The organism is Arthrobacter sp. Cr_A7, from assembly GCF_029222765.1.
Taxonomy (GTDB): Bacteria; Actinomycetota; Actinomycetes; order Actinomycetales; family Micrococcaceae; genus Arthrobacter.
The window spans coordinates 1-15104 of sequence record NZ_JARHXQ010000178.1; the positions used below are offsets into that span (position 1 = coordinate 1).

At 59.8% G+C, this 15104-nt stretch carries 10 protein-coding genes and 1 pseudogene; 8 read left to right on the plus strand and 3 right to left on the minus strand.

Going from position 1 to position 15104, the window contains the following annotated elements; genetic code table 11:
* Window positions 1-244 (minus strand): annotated as a pseudogene (locus tag P2Q66_RS10835) (formyltransferase family protein); the annotation flags it as partial.
* Window positions 245-2447: 2203 nt separating this feature from the next.
* Between P2Q66_RS10835 and P2Q66_RS10845 the strand changes: the two are divergent.
* Window positions 2448-3347, plus strand: a complete 900-nt coding sequence (locus tag P2Q66_RS10845; RefSeq protein WP_275727951.1) for a sugar ABC transporter substrate-binding protein — start codon at window positions 2448-2450, stop codon at window positions 3345-3347.
* Here P2Q66_RS10845 and P2Q66_RS10850 read toward each other — a convergent pair.
* Together P2Q66_RS10850 and P2Q66_RS10855 are read right to left on the minus strand one after the other, a co-directional pair.
* Window positions 3317-3631 (minus strand): glycerate kinase, encoded by a 315-nt coding sequence (locus tag P2Q66_RS10850; RefSeq protein WP_345795628.1) that lies wholly within the window; start codon window positions 3629-3631, stop codon window positions 3317-3319. The two genes, P2Q66_RS10845 and P2Q66_RS10850, sit on opposite strands and share 31 nt — an antisense overlap.
* 309 nt (window positions 3632-3940) lie before the next feature.
* On the minus strand, window positions 3941-5377 hold the full coding sequence (locus tag P2Q66_RS10855; protein WP_275727953.1) for an MFS transporter: 1437 nt from the start codon (window positions 5375-5377) through the stop codon (window positions 3941-3943).
* Window positions 5378-5998: 621 nt separating this feature from the next.
* Here P2Q66_RS10855 and P2Q66_RS10860 point away from each other — a divergent pair.
* From P2Q66_RS10860 to P2Q66_RS10890, 7 genes are all read left to right on the plus strand, one after another.
* Window positions 5999-7021 carry a LacI family DNA-binding transcriptional regulator gene (locus P2Q66_RS10860; RefSeq protein WP_275727955.1) on the plus strand — a complete coding sequence of 341 codons (1023 nt, stop codon included), beginning with the start codon at window positions 5999-6001 and terminating at the stop codon, window positions 7019-7021.
* 575 nt (window positions 7022-7596) lie between these two features.
* On the plus strand, window positions 7597-8550 hold the full coding sequence (locus tag P2Q66_RS10865; protein WP_275727956.1) for an ABC transporter substrate-binding protein: 954 nt from the start codon (window positions 7597-7599) through the stop codon (window positions 8548-8550).
* Window positions 8547-9410, plus strand: coding sequence for an ABC transporter permease (locus P2Q66_RS10870; protein WP_275727958.1), 864 nt, complete (start codon window positions 8547-8549; stop codon window positions 9408-9410). The genes P2Q66_RS10865 and P2Q66_RS10870 overlap by 4 nt, the downstream gene beginning before the upstream one ends.
* On the plus strand, window positions 9407-10219 hold the full coding sequence (locus P2Q66_RS10875; protein WP_275727959.1) for an ABC transporter ATP-binding protein: 813 nt from the start codon (window positions 9407-9409) through the stop codon (window positions 10217-10219). Before P2Q66_RS10870 ends, P2Q66_RS10875 begins: the two co-directional genes overlap by 4 nt.
* Window positions 10216-11028, plus strand: a complete 813-nt coding sequence (locus P2Q66_RS10880) for an ABC transporter permease (protein WP_275727962.1) — start codon at window positions 10216-10218, stop codon at window positions 11026-11028. Before P2Q66_RS10875 ends, P2Q66_RS10880 begins: the two co-directional genes overlap by 4 nt.
* The gene (locus P2Q66_RS10885) at window positions 11028-12083 is read left to right on the plus strand and encodes an amidohydrolase family protein (RefSeq protein WP_275727964.1); all 1056 of its coding nucleotides are present in this window, start codon (window positions 11028-11030) and stop codon (window positions 12081-12083) included. The genes P2Q66_RS10880 and P2Q66_RS10885 overlap by 1 nt, the downstream gene beginning before the upstream one ends.
* A 1466-nt stretch (window positions 12084-13549) precedes the next feature.
* Window positions 13550-14911: an MFS transporter gene (locus tag P2Q66_RS10890; protein WP_275727965.1), complete on the plus strand. Its 1362-nt coding sequence runs from the start codon at window positions 13550-13552 to the stop codon at window positions 14909-14911.
* The last annotated feature ends 193 nt before the right edge of the window (window positions 14912-15104 follow it).

Genomic DNA, 15104 nt, shown 5'->3' on the forward strand with positions numbered 1-15104 from the left:
GAACTGCACGTGCGAGAACACTTCGTTCCACGTCTGCGCCGTTTTGTTCGAGTTGGAGTGCAGGGTCGTTGTGAGTAACGCGTATGACGTCTTGCTCGATGATGGGCCCCTCGTCCAGATCCTCCGTTGCATAGTGGGAGGTTGCTCTGATGAGCTTTACGCCTCGGCCTTTTGCCCTGAGATACGGGTAAGCACCGGCAAAGGCGGGGAGAAAGGAGTGGTGGATGTTGATTACTGGCTGCCCGCCGTTGTCCGGAAAAACGCAATCGCGAACAGGAGGGCTACTAGCGATGGAAGTAGTCGAAGCACTGGCTGGCCGTAGTAGTCACCAGGTCGCCCCACCCACGGGTCGCTACATTAAGAACTGGAACGTTCTTAACCCCGGCCAGATTGTTGAAGTACTCAATGAGCACGGCCTTTCTCATCATTGCGGAGATCGATGCTCTGACAGATGATCACACGATCATCTGACTCGGGCTTCGAGATGACTTGGTATCCCGATCTACAAACGGCGAAGGATTATAGCGTTCACGCCGCTTATCAAATGTCAGTAGCAAATGAAGCAGGCTTAACTAGGAGTTTGAGTAATCCCAGAACCCAACTCTCCCTCGCCCTGGCATCGGCGCCTTCGCCGTGAAGAGATCTTGGTCGCAGCGCGATGCACCAAGGTGGACCCAGAGGTTATGCCGCCGCCCTGGACGTGCTTGGGTGCGGTGAGTGGCCGACATCGGTGCCGCCATCAACACGGGCGGGGTCAAGCGCAGCGAGGTGCGTGGCCGTGATCGCCTTGGGGCGGTGTGGGCATCGCCGCGATCCCGGGCGCGAGGCTTGCCGAGGCATCCACCACCATGGCCGTGGACATCGGCGCAACAAGGTGGAGGTGGCCGAGTCCCTTGGACGCGACCCACGGCATCAACTCCAGCAAGGAAGCCCTCAGCGGCCAGACACGCGTTTGGCCATTACCGGGCGGTTTTGCCACTGGCGGTCGAACTTAGCGGCCGTTGTTGGGCAGAATCTGCTGGCCATTTACAAGCTGAATTACCCATGCCGGTTTCCTCCTGATGCCACCAGCCCTCCCAAGCGGCTGAGGTGATTTCCCCATACGGGAAGCTCTCTGACTTGCGAACAGTCCAGTCGGACGCGCTGTTGCCTACGCCCAAGAGCGCAGAGAAAAGTTCCCAACTAAGGTTCATGGCCTTTCCTCCTCATGTATTTAGCGTCTTTATCAAACCAGTGCTAGACGGCTGAGAAACACTCGTCGACACTGTGGCGAAGCGGCAGGGCATGATTCCGCTAGTAAGCAGCGGGACTGGACGCTTCGAATACCGAACTTTTCTGTTCGATATTCAGAGTCTATGTGGCACGCGTCACGTCTTCAAGACTGTCCTGCCATTAGTTTCTACGAGGTCGATCTGCCGAGCACAGGACGTAGGAGACAAATAGACGGGAAATCATGATTCGCAGATCCACCCTTTTGGAACGTGGCTCTACAGCTGGAATGAGGAGGGCGAGGAGCGCGTCGCAGCGGATGCCCTGCCCATGCGCGGGCGACGTGCCGCGTCAGGGCACCGATGGCGGCTTTGGACGCCGAATGGGCTGGAAAATTCGCTTCTCCGCTGTGAGCGGCAGCGGAGCTTGTGTTCACGATGACGCCGCCGCCCTGCTCCAGCATGAGGTATTACTGCTTTGCAGGTCACTGTAACCGATGAGGTTGGCGTCCGTCGTCAGGCGCCAAACCGCGGTGTCCATCCCAGGATGTTGGCATCCCTTCCCATCGTTGCCTCGGAGAGGTCCGATCCCACCTTGAAAGACCATCGACCCCTTCGAATTGGCAATTGTTTCCTGGGCCAAAGCTGATATCGATTCCTTTGGAGAAGTCAAACTGATCGCTACGGCAGTTCCGCCATGCTCTGTTATGCGCTCCGCCGTCGCGTCTGCCCCGTCAATGTTGATGTCGCCGACGACAACCAAAGTTCCCTCCGAAACGAGGGCCGTAATTGCGACCCACCTTACTGCCAAGAGTTCAACTACAGCACCCTGCGTCAGCACTCGCCAGCGGACAGAAAGGAAGTAAGACCTTCATTGAGCCGTCGTCGGGGACAGGCAGGATCTCGACGCTATTACTTGCGCCCGGCCTTCAGTTAGCGAGCAGACATTCAAACGGGACCTGCCCGACCAACCCGGACTCCCTCAAGGTCATTCCGTTCCTTCAGTTCCCGTTTGAGCCGGAATGAGATGAGTGAACGCTGGAGCAATCGATAGGCATATGAATATGGGAGCCGCTCAAAACAACTATTAGTCCATATGGGTTTTGCGTGCTTATCCTCAAATCTAGCGCCAGGCAGAATCCGCGTTCAGGAACCACCATCCAGTAGAGACGGGCGTCCCATCCGATTCCCGGTCGATAAACCGCGCTTACTTCAACTGAGCGCAATGAAGGAGTTAGCATGAAAGCAGCAAACGTGGCGTACGTGACGTACTTCGTAGATGATTACCAGCAATCGCAGATTGATGGGGTCATGGCAGCCATTTCGCCCGACGGTGGAACTCTTGATATCTTCAACTCGGATTTCGACCCTGAGAAGATGACTCTGCAGTGTCAGGAAGCTATCGATTCGGGTCGTTACAACGTCATCTTGCTGTGTCCGTTCGACCCCCCGCTGGGCATCGCCTCTGCAGCGGCCGCACACGCCGCCGGTATTCCAGTTATTGCAGTCGAATCCTGCACCGGCGAGGATCCCGATGAGTTTATGCCGCAGGTACCCGGGATTGTTGGTTCGTCAGTTGCCACTCGTAAGGACTTTCTTTACCTGCAGTCAGAGATGGTGAAGAAGGCCTGTGAGGGGAAGGACCACTGCAAAGTCTTCATCGAGATCGCTGCTGAAGGAGACCCCCTCACGCTGTCACTGGTGGATAAAGTCAATGAGCTTCCGAACGTCGAGGTCGTTGAGGTTCTCGCCGCAGAGTACGATCCCTCTGTTATTGCGCGCCTGATGCCAGAGGCGCTGAAGAGGCACCCCGACGTCGACGTATACAACGCGGCAGGCGACCAGACCGCGATCGCGGCTATCCCCGCGTTCGAAGCTGCAGGGCTCCTTGGCAAAGTCAAGATCGTTGGAGCCGGGGGCAGCCGGGCCGGTAAGAAGGCTGTTGAGGACGGGAAGTTCTTTTCGACATCAGCTGACTATCCCTACACCTTCGGTAAGATTGCCGGCGAAATGGCCGTCAAGGCCGTCAATGGCCAGAAAATAGACCCGCCTGGCGTCAATGCCCAGTACGTTAAGCAACCTTCGATCGTCACGAAGGAAAATGTGGATCAGTTCGATCCGGAGTGGGGCGCCGAGTAACGCTGGGCCTCGATAGTGGCAGCGGGGCGCGACAACGCGCACCCCGCTGCTACCCGACCTACCTTTTGCGCATCATCACAGCCGCCTTGGTGTTCTAGGGTCTCCTTATCCACCAAGAGGAACCCGCTGGCATCCATGACCAGTACTCCCAGGGCGCGGATCGCGCCCATGCCTCCGTCCGTCATGGCAGATCTGCCCAAGGTGACGACAATTTCTCGGGCGTCGGCAGCTCGAGCCGCAATGAAACAACTGACCTGAGCCGTAGCTGTGGGAGAGAAGTGCATTGGAGCGGGACATGGTTGCAAGCCCAAGTCCCAGATGCCGTAGCAGTTTCTGTAATGGCGGTTGTGGGACCGTGGGGTCTCTACACAGCCCTTACTCTGCTCGAAGGGCTGCCTTGAGTGTCCCTTCTCCGCCGTCAGCGTTGGCAATGCGATCACCTCAGCTTCGGAGTAAGCGCCGCACTCCTTCGATAATGGCAGCTGCAGCTTGGGCTGCAGTGAGTGAACCCTTAAATTTGCCGTGTGCGACCAAGACTCCCACAGCTCTCTCCTATCAGTGAGCAAGTATGTTCTGAAGGTAGCGGGTGTGGGCTACGGTGAGAGTTCTTCGAGGACTCGGCCTTTGGTTTCGATGGCGAAGAAGACTGTGATGAGTCCTCCGAGGAGGGCGACCGCGGCAAACACTGTGAATACGTAGCTGATTCCGAAGTTCTCTACGATCCAGCCGACAAGCACGGGGCCGATGGCTGATCCTGCCCGGAGCCAGGCACTGCCGAACCCGGTGCCGATTGCGCGAAGGCGGGTGGGGTAGAGCTCGGCGGAGTAGAGGTACAAGGAGAACGAGATGGTCTGCAGGATCGCGTAAGCGGCGCTGGCGAAGACGACGACTTGGGTAGCAGACACAGCGCCAAGTGCCGTGAGGACAATGAGCGGCACGGTTGAGGCCAGGAATGCCACGGTGTACCAGCGCTTGCGGCCGACGCGGTCGATGAGCAGGGCGCAGAGGATCGAGGCGATGACGCCTACCGCGGAGGTGACCCAGCCATAGGCGAGGCTGGTTTGCAGGGGCAGGTTGAACGTTTGCTTGTACAGCGTCGGCAGCCACGTGATGAGGCCGTTGTTGACCATGTAGACGCAGATCCAGAGCAACCAAATGGTGAAGGTGCGTTTGCGGTAGATGCCCGTGAAGAGTTCCCGCCAGTCGGAGCGGGCGGTGGCCTTGGGGTCTACCGGCCTTGGGACGGGTTCGGCCAGTGTGGCTCCTGCTTTGATGGCTTCTCTTTCAAGCAGGGAGACGACGTCGTTTGCCTTTTGGATGTGGCCCTTGGAGGCGAGCCAGCGGGGGGATTCCGGCATGAAGATCCGCATGGGGATGGTGAGGACTGCCGGGATGAGCCCGACGATAAACATGGCTTTCCATCCGAAGGCCGGCACGAGGAAGTATGCGGCGATTCCCGCGAACATCAGGCCCACGGGGAAGATGACCTCGTAGAGGAGGAAGAAGCGGCCCCGCTTTTTCGCGCCGACAAATTCGTTGATGTAGGCGCTGGCGACTGGCACTTCGCCGCCTGTGCCGATTCCTTGAATGAACCGGAAGATGATCATTGACCATGCTCCCCAGGCGAAGAGGCAGGCCACGTCCATGGATACAAAGAGAAGGATGGTGATGAGCAGGACGGGCAGCCGTCCTATCCTCTCAGCCAGGTTGCCAAAAAACAGTGCCCCGAAAATCTGGCCGACGTAGCCGGCGGAGAGGATCATGCCGATTTCCCCGGCGCTGAGGCTCCATTCGACGGCGAGCTGGGGCATGGCGAACGCGATTGCCAGGACTGTGTAGGCGTCGAAAAATGTCGCCGAACCGATGACGACACGGATGAGGGTCAGGCGTCGGGTCACCGGCAATCGTTCAAGCCGTGCCACCAGCTCTGCATTCAGCCTGGCGGCACTGGAGCCGGTGGCTGTGGTTGTGATGCTTTTCGGCTCGCGCATATGCGAGTCCTCCTTCTCCAGCACCTGCTGGGTCCTCATTGACCAAGTATGGAATGAAATGTTTAGAGAGCGGCGCGCTTCAGCAGCTGTGAGGTTCGGCCACTGCATGACTGCAGGCACCTTGCAGCGTCACGCGTGGTTGGTTGGGGCGGTTGTTGCCGAAGGACGGAACAGAGCTACCGTCCGAACGCCCGGCCTTCGGATGGCGGCGTTGCGTCTACCAGTTGTTGCGCTCGAGCGTGGTGCCGAACGGAACCGAACGCTTCACGCTCACCGTGAAGTCACCAGGGCCACTTCGTGTGACAAGAATGCCGCACCGCGATGACCTCGCCCTCTGCGACAGGGTTTGGACCGCCTTATCCAAGGCGCTGTCCATTGAGGTCCAGCTGGCGACCTGCACGGTAAGAGATTCTGGGCTGTGGGCACTCATATCCGATTCCTTCATTCGTGGGAGGGAATTTATGTTTGAGCAAGAAACGGTCGGCTCATTCCAGCTGGGGGCGCCAGCCGGCGAGGAAATACTTGCGGTCGGAGCACTTGGGAAAGCGCGTTCCAACCTAGATTTCCTCAATGATGCACGCCGGGCCGAGGCTTTCGCAACTTGTAGCGGGATCGATCCCGGTATGCTGGTGGGACAGACATTCACTGCAAGGGAGCGAAATGGCCGTCTCACCACGTGATGGGCAGCAACTGACGCTGTCCGACATCGCTGCCCTGGCCGGAGTGAGCCGCTCGGCGGCCTCACGGGCCCTGGACCGGCAGTCGCCGTCAGGTGGGCCGGGAGCCGAACGGGTTCGGGAGGTAGCTCAGCGCATGGGATACGTTCCCAATAGCTGGGCGGCCAACCTTCGGCGGCAGCGAAGCGGGATTATCGGTGTGGTTGTCCCGCGACTGACTGACACGGTCATGGCAATGCTGTACGAGGCCATTGTCGAAGAGTGCAACTCCCGCTCCTTGCATGCTGAAGTCATCACCACGGGAGACGATCCCCGGGTAGCGCTGGAGCGGGGGCGATCACTGCTGGCCCAGAGGATCGACGGCATGATTCTGACGACTGCGCGCACAGACGGTGCAGATCCCCTTCTCACGGAGCTTCAGGACCTCGGCATGGCCTACTCCCTGGCACTGCGCACCGACGGAAGGTCCTCGGCTGCAGTGATCGATGACCGCGTCGGCGGCCACGCTGCCACAGCACACCTGCTCGAACGCGGCCATACCAGGATTGCCTTCGTCGGTGGGCCCTCCTATGCTTCCAGTTCCCAGCAAAGAGAGCTCGGATTCCGGGATGCCATGGCTGAGTTCGGCGTCGACGTCGCACCGGAGCTGATCTTCGAATCGAATTTCAGCATGGAAGCCGGCGGGCACGTGGCCCAGCGGCTCCTGTCCCTGGCTACGCCCCCTACTGCCGTCTTCACAGCCAATGACAGCCTGGCCGTCGGACTTATTGCGGTCGCGCAGCGGACGGGAGTCAGAGTCCCCGCCGACCTGTCCGTGGTCGGCTACAACGACACACCTATTGCGGCGCACATGGCCGTCCCGCTGACCAGCGTGAAGGTCTCCTTTTCCGACATGGCCAAAAATGCCCTGGACCTACTCTTGTCACCTCCCCAGAAACCCGAACTCCGAATGACAACCCCGACCCTGGTGGCAAGGGAATCAGTGGCTACAATCGCCACGTCATAGCTAATCATTGGGATCGATCCCGACTTCCTAGCGACGCGGTGAATTTCCCGCGCAACTTCCTCCAGGACCCGGCGGTAACAGGTCGCCATGAGAACCCTTTTTTGGGTTCTTTCAAACTGCCGGCCGGCAGTACGTCACACCCTCCGCCATCCGGGAAAAGTCACCGGAAGTTCCTCTGCGCCGCGGCTTTCTGCAGGCCCTGAACTCTCGCCGCAACCCCGCGAATCCAGGGAAATGGGGCCTGTGGATCCATGCTCGCCCTCCAGCCGAAGGATCCACGCCCGGACGCCCTGGGCCATCGGGCGGCTCTTTTCAGGGTCTGCAATGTCCCCATATGAATGCTGGATGTGAACCACGCCCGGATGTCGTTTAGCGCCGCCAGAAAAAAGTAATTGACCAAGCGGGATCGATCCCGCTACAGTGACGGGAGCCACTTCCGAACAAGGAGAATGACGATGAAGTCACATAACACGGGCAAACTCGCGGAATCCGCGGCAAGGCGCGGACCAGTAGGAGCCCGCAACTGCTTTCGCACAGGGGATCGATCCCGCAGTCCGCGGGCAAAAGTACTGGCTTTGGCGGCGGTTCTGGGCGTCGCGACGACGATGGGCGCCTGCTCGGCGCCGGGCAATTCGGCGGCAGGAGATGCTTCCAGCAAGGCCTTTACCGTGGCCCTGGTTGAACCGGACCTGACAACCGTGCCGATTATTGCCGCGCTGGATACCGTCAAGGCCGCCGGCTATGACGTCAAGATCGACGAGCTTGCAGAACCCGAACTCGCTATCGAGGGTCTGGCCAAGGGCGACTACGCCATCTCGGCCGAGGCCACCAGTCCGGCACTGATCGCCATCCAACAGGGTGCCCCGATCAAGATCATCGCCGATGTCATCGGTAACCAGTGGGCGCTCTACGGCAAGCCCGGTATCAGCACATGTGACAACCTCAGCGGCAAGCCGGTTGGAATCTTCAGTGAGGGCGCCGTCGCGACGGCCATGGTCCGGTCATGGGTGGAAAAAGAGTGCACGTCCGGTGAACCGGACTACCTCGTCATTGGCAGTTCCGACGTACGCGCACAGGCTCTGCTGAACGGTCAGATCGACGCCACGGCCCTTGAGATCTCCGATGTCGTTACGTTGGAGAAGACGGCCGGAGCCGATTTCTCCCCTGTGGTGAACTTCGGTGAAAAGCTCCCCGCAATCCACCCGCAAACGGTCTACGCAAACTCCGATTTCCTCAGCAACAACAAGGAAGCCGCACAAGCTTTCGTGACCGCGCTTATCGACGAACACAAGAAGATCAACGCTGATCCCGAGTACCTGGTAGGCCTTGCCGAAAAGCACCTGGGCGAAGAAGCCAGCCCCACGCTCTCGGCAATCGCCGCCCGCTACGTCGAAGCCGGTCTTTTCGATGCCGGCGCCCTCACCCAGGAGAACGTGCAGGGCACGATCGACTTCTTCGTCGATGCCGGAGTGATCAAAGGCCTCGACGCTTCCAAAGCAGCTGACCTGAGCTTCCTGGGGTCGCGATGACCCAGCGGACCGCCGTGCTCAACGCGCAGTCGCAAACGACCCAGCCTCCCGTGCGGCAGCAAAGAGGCCAGCGGCCGGCCTGGATCCGGGTACTGGACTCGAACCTCACCTACCAGATCGGAACGTTTGCCCTCTTCGCCCTCGCCTGGCAGCTCTACGGCACCTACTGGGGCGGACTGCTGGTCCCCACGTTCACCGAAACCGTCGTTGCCTTCGTGGAACTGTTGGGATCCGGCGAGTTCTGGGAAGCCATGTTCATCAGCAACCAGGCGCTGTTCATCGGCTTCGCGCTCTCGGTCATCATCGGCGTACCTGTCGGTGTGCTGCTGGGTCGGTTCCGCACCATGGAACGGTACTCGGACGTTTACCTGAACATCCTGCTGGTGACCCCCATGGCCGCGATCATTCCACTGCTGATCATGTCCGTTGGTTTCGGCCTGCTGTCCCGCGTCATCCTGGTGACAATCTTCGCCATCGTCATGGTGATCGTGAACGTCCGCGCCGGAGTCCGACAAGTCGACCCCACCCTCATTCAAATGGCCCGTTCCTTCGGTGCGAGCGAACGGGAAATCTGGTTCCGGGTGCTGATTCCCGGGGCACTGCCGTCCATCATGACGGGCCTGCGGCTCGGTCTCGGCCGCGCCGTTACCGGCATGGTGATCGTCGAACTGCTGATGGTGTCCCTGGCCCTCGGAGGACTCATCCTCGAGTTCCGCGGCATGTTCAACGGTCCAGGCCTCTACGCCACCATCGTCGCCATCCTCATCGAAGCCCTACTGCTCATCTCCCTCGCTCACTGGCTTGAGCGCAAGGCCGCCCCCTGGGCGCCGAACAACCAGAAAGGAAGGGGATCACGATGATTGAGATCACCGGACTCGGAAAAACCTTCACCGGGCAGGACGGCTCCACCGTCCGCGCCCTGGACAACGTCAACCTCTCGGTACGGGACAACGAATTCCTCACCGTTCTCGGGCCCAGCGGTTGCGGCAAGACCACCATGCTGAAAATGATCGCCGGCCTCATGCCCTGGGACGAAGGCGAAATCTCCATCGCAGGCAACCCCGTCCGCGGCCCCGGCCCGGACCGCAGCATGGTCTTCCAGAACTTCGCGCTCCTCCCCTGGTCCACAGTGCTCGAAAACGTCGCCTTCGGCCTGCGCCTGCGCGGAGTATCCAAAAGCGAACGCGAAGACCGGGCCCGCGAACTGATCTCCATGGTCGGCCTCGCCGGCTTCGAAACCAAACGCCCAGGCGAACTCTCCGGCGGCATGCAGCAACGCGTCGGACTGGCCAGGGCCCTGGCCGTCGAACCCAAGGTCCTCCTCATGGACGAACCCTTCGGCGCAGTGGACGAACAAACCCGGCGGCTGCTCCAGGAAGAACTCCTCAGCATTTGGGAACGCACCAAGCTCACCGTCGTATTCATCACCCACTCCATGGAAGAAGCAGTGCTCCTCGGTGACCGGGTTGTCCTGATGAGCGCACGACCGGGCCAGATCTCCGAAATCGTCCCCGTACCGCTGGAACGCCCACGCTCCAGCGATGTCGGCGGACTGGAACGCTCCAAGGAATACGTCGAAATCACCGCCTACCTCTGGGACAGGCTCCGGGAGATGCACGAGGAGCGCCGCGCCAAAAACCCCGCATCACTCAACGGGGCAGGGCGATGACAGCCATCACCACCGGCGCCCGACCCCGCGGCGGGCTCTCCAAACGCCTGCTGAACGGCAGGGCCTCCGCATCCCTGACCTCCCTGGCCATTGCAGCTGTGCTGTGGGAACTTGTTGGCCAAGCGGCCAAGGTCCCGTTCTTCCCCCCGCTTACCGCAGTCCTGACAGAACTGTGGTCAATGATCACAAGGGGCGAGATCTTCGGCAACCTCGCCACAAGCCTCGCTAACCTCGTCCTCGGGTTCGGACTTTCCCTCCTCGTTGGCATCGTCGTCGGAACCGCCATGGGCCGCTACCGTCGCGTGAACGCCGCGCTGGGCATCTACGTCTACGCACTCCTGACCGCACCGTCCCTCGTTTTCGCGCCCATCTTCTTCTCGATCCTGGGGGCAGGGCAAGGATCAATTGTTGCCGTGATCTTCATGTACTCGGCATTCATCATGATCATCAACACCGCCTCCGCCGTCGAGAACGTCAACCAGTCCCTCGTTGAGATGGGCCGATCCTACGGGGCCAGCGAATGGCAAATCGTCACCCGGATCATCCTTCCCGCCGCAGCCCCCATGATCTTCGCCGGCATCCGCCTCGGCATGGGACGAGCCGTCACGGGCATGATCAACGGCGAAATGTTCATCGCCGTCGTCGGGCTCGGCCGCATGGTCACCGTCGCCGGCAAGAGCTTCGACGGCGCAGCAGTCCTGGCAATCCTGATCGTCATCATCACCGTCGCCCTTGCCGCCATCGCTCTCGTCCAGTTCGTCGATCGGCGCATCACCAGCTGGGTCCCCAACACCACAAAGGAATCCTGATGAAAATCGATGCCTTCAGCCACATCCTCCCCCGGCGCTACTTCGACGAAATGTGCCGGCATGTCACCGACCCCGGCGCCCTTAAACGCTGGCTGGACCTCCCGGCACTCCACGACCTCGATGCACGCCTGAAAATGATGGAAGAGTTCGGCGGGGACTATCAACAGATCCTCACCCTCTCCTCCCCTCCCATCGAACTCCTCCTCGGCCCCGACGAGTCCTGGCGGCTCGCCCGCCTGGCCAACGAGACCATGAAAGAGATCGTGGATGACCACCCCGACAGGTTCCCCGCCTTCGTCGCTTCCCTGCCCATGAACTCAACGGAAGCATCACTGAAGGAAATCGATTACGCCATCGACCACCTGGGCGCCAAAGGCATCCAAGTCTTCACCAACGTCAACGGCAAACCCCTCGACCACCCGGACTTCGAACCGATCTTCGCCGAGATGGCCCGGCGGGACCTGCCGATCTGGATGCACCCCACCCGGAACGCCAAGAGCACCGACTACCGAACCGAGGACTCCTCGAAGTTTGAAATCTGGTGGGCGCTCGGGTGGCCCTACGAAACCAGCGCTGCCATGGCCAGGATGGTGTTTTCAGGCCTGTTCGACCGCCACCCCGGGCTGAACATCATCACCCACCACATGGGAGCCATGATCCCCTACATGGAAGGACGCATCAGGCTCGGCTGGGCCGACCAATTCGGCAGCCGCACCGACGACCCCGAATACACGCGGCTGGTTCACAGGCTCAAACGCGAACCAATCGACTACTTCAGGGACTTCTACGCCGACACAGCACTCTCCGGATCCGCCATCGGAACCCGCTGCGGGCTCGAATTCTTCGGCGCCGAACGCGTCGTCTTCGCCAGCGACTGCCCCTTCGACCCCGAAGGCGGACCGCTGTACATCCGCGAAATGATCAGAGTCGTCCAGGAACTCGACATCACCACCGAGAACCGGCAAAAGATCTTCGCCGGCAACATTGCACGGCTCATCGGGCTGGACGCTGGAGAAGACCTCGTACTTACCGACCACAGCCACGCCCACAGCTGACCCAGGCCATTGAAGTCATAGCAACAATCAGGGGAGTGCCGGAGACATCCGGCACTCCCCTGCTTGTCCGAAGTGCATGGGGTAGAGAAGCTGGCTGGTCAGCAGCCCTGCCGATGACAGATCTAATCACACCCAAAGCTGACGAGGGTCCCTTGCATGGACCTCGAAACAACCGGAATTGATCTATATACAGGTGAGAAGTGCCGTCCGCCCGCCCACAGCCGGGGACAATTCTCCTTGGGTAATCACCGCTACTGGTGCCAGGGAGCTATCCCAACGGCTCCCAATTTCCAGCCGTGGAGAACCCGGAATGACCCCAGCTATGGACGGATCGGAGCCGCCACCAATTCCGGCCTCGTGATCAGCGAGCACGGGTTTGCCTGGGCCTCCCTTCCCAGTCGCACCCGGCGGCATCGGGGGATAGTGCCCGGATGCCACCTCAACTTTCATGGGAAGTGCCACGCCAGCGCATACAGACGTGGCGCCGCTGCCTGCCCGTCGTCGCATAAAGCCTTTGCGTCGCCGGTAACTTGTTCCGTGTCCAGGGAGCGGCCATTCTGCGACGGCTGCGGCTGTTCGTCCCGCGGATCTGCTCAGAGGACCGGCCTGAGGGCCTTCAGGGATGCCAGCGGGGATGCAGAAGCCCCGTTAGGCTCACGCCAAGTACAGCCATGCGGCTCTCGATAAACACCGTTTCGGTAAATAGGAGCCCCCGTACGGCTGTTCGCAGTCGGCGGTTCTCGCGATCGCCGCTCGTGTGGCCGTAGGGCTAACACTCGCCGACTTATGGAAACTCCTACCCCACTGCCTGAGGCAAATGGCAAATCTCAATGTATATCAGGATGACTATGATTCCCTTCATTCTATGTATTTGTCCTATAACACATGGGGGGCTTACGGTGAGCAGGACCGCGCATGGCCAAGACCGGTTAGATGATCAAAGTGGAGATGCTCGAGTTGCGGAGGCGAACCGGCCACGGGTCAGCGCTGCCAAGGGGGGAAGTCACGTCAAGGAGGACATATGACTATTGCACAACCAGAGCCGATCAACTTCGCGAAGCCCAGCTTCACGAATTGCTCCACGATGCCGAGGCAGCCCTCAAGCCGTTGGCGATCGCCCCATGGGTGTGCCGGCATCCTCGTAACTCGTCACGATCCTTCCCGGTACACTGTCCCCGCCAGCGAAGCTGTGCCGTTCTGAGAGACCCGCGAGCATGTTCCTCGTAACAATGGTCCGGCCTAACGTCCGATTCTGAGTACGACGGGTGAGCGCGCTTCTCGACGATTGCCCGGAAATGCTCAGCCTTGAAGAAACAAATTTGTGCTCAAGGGAATGAATCATGCGCTGAAACCAAGCTCGGAATCATGCATACGGCACCAATCGGCCCCTTTATACCCCTAACACCTTATAAGACGCTGCACAGTCGCTGTATCGTCACCGTGTCTGGAACAGAAAGTAGATCCCAGTGAGTATCAGCCAAGTCCAAGAAAAATTTCGCGATCCTCGCGAAGCTCGGAAAGTCTTCTTTGCGAGCTTCATCGGCACGACATTCGAGTACTACGACTTCATCATTTACGGCGCGGCCGCAGCGCTGATTTTCGGCCCGCAATTCTTCCCGACCGGCGACCCGACTGTCAGTCAACTCGCGGCGTTCAGCACATTCGCTGTCGGATTTGTGACCAGGCCGCTTGGCGGCATCATCGCTGGGCACTTCGGCGACCGGATCGGCAGGAAACGTATACTCACACTCTCGCTCCTCACGATGGGCCTATCCACGATCGCCGTGGGGTTCCTGCCCAACTATTCGCAGATCGGAGTGGCGGCACCCATCATCCTCGTTGTCTTGAGGCTTATCCAGGGACTGGCGGTAGGCGCTGAGTGGGGCGGCGCTGCCCTCATGGCGGTCGAACATGCTCCCGCCAAGCGTCGCTCCTTCTACGGTTCGGCACCGCAGATCGGTGTCCCGGCAGGATCGGTTCTCGCTAACATCGTCCTTCTGGCCCTTGTGGCAGTAACCGGCACTCAGTTTGATGCATGGGGATGGAGAATTGCGTTCATCCTGAGCGTCGTCCTGGTCGTCATCGGACTCATTATCCGGAACAATCTCCATGAAAGTCCCCTGTTCGCCCAAGCCGCGAAGGTCAAGACCGCGCGGGTACCGATCCTCTCGGTCCTGCGAAACTACCCAGTAAGTGTGCTGCTAACGCTATTCGGGAACGCGTCCGCCGCTGCCGTTGGCTACCTGATCCTTACCTTCATTCTCTCTTACGGCACTGCGCCGAAAATTGGCTACTCCCGTGATCAAATATTGACGATCATCATCATTTCTGGTCTTATCTGGACAGCTTCGATGCCCGTGATGGGGCTGTTAGCCGACCGGTTTGGTCGCTTGAAAATCATGATCACCGGTATCTGTGTTCAATTTCTCGCCGTTCTTGCGTTCTTCCCCCTTTTCAACACTGGCGTCATTGCGCTTGCCATCCTGGCTTGCACCATCGGGCTGGTAGCAAACGCAGCATCGTATGCGTCCTTACCGTCGATGTTCAGTGATCTTTTCCCCACCAACCTCAGATACAGCGGAATCTCACTCGGTTTCCAGTTCGGAGCAATCGTCGGCGGCGGCCTCATGCCCATCATTGCTACCGCAGTTTTCGCTGCGACCGGAAACTCGCTCTTCATCGGTATCTACCTTGCCGCTTTGACTGCTCTTACCGCGTTGGCGATTGTCGTCTCACACTCCAAAGCCGTGACAACAAAAATCGCCAACGCGGAAAGCACTCTCCTGGACGGCGCCCCGGCGACACCGCCACAAGCACCAGTCAGGTGAGCCTTGCACGGGAAAGGAACAAAGCCGCTCAGGGCTTGTATTTCCCAGGTACCCCACTGTCTACGTGCAGTGAACGGGGTGGGGCGGGGCGTTTTCCCTAGGGTAGGCCTAGCGCCAGTCGACTCGTTGCCTTGATGAGCAACCCGACTAATCCGTGGTCTAGGAAGTGAGCTAAGGCAGCCTTCGCCCTCGT

Coding starts and splice junctions, on each gene's coding strand:
- P2Q66_RS10880 (WP_275727962.1), top strand. CDS start 10,216: ATGACAGCCATCACCACCGGCGCCCGACCCCGCGGCGGGCTCTCCAAA.
- P2Q66_RS10885 (WP_275727964.1), top strand. CDS start 11,028: ATGAAAATCGATGCCTTCAGCCACATCCTCCCCCGGCGCTACTTCGAC.
- P2Q66_RS10845 (WP_275727951.1), top strand. CDS start 2,448: ATGAAAGCAGCAAACGTGGCGTACGTGACGTACTTCGTAGATGATTAC.
- P2Q66_RS10850 (WP_345795628.1), bottom strand. CDS start 3,631: ATGCACTTCTCTCCCACAGCTACGGCTCAGGTCAGTTGTTTCATTGCG.
- P2Q66_RS10860 (WP_275727955.1), top strand. CDS start 5,999: ATGGCCGTCTCACCACGTGATGGGCAGCAACTGACGCTGTCCGACATC.
- P2Q66_RS10870 (WP_275727958.1), top strand. CDS start 8,547: ATGACCCAGCGGACCGCCGTGCTCAACGCGCAGTCGCAAACGACCCAG.
- P2Q66_RS10875 (WP_275727959.1), top strand. CDS start 9,407: ATGATTGAGATCACCGGACTCGGAAAAACCTTCACCGGGCAGGACGGC.
- P2Q66_RS10855 (WP_275727953.1), bottom strand. CDS start 5,377: ATGAGGACCCAGCAGGTGCTGGAGAAGGAGGACTCGCATATGCGCGAG.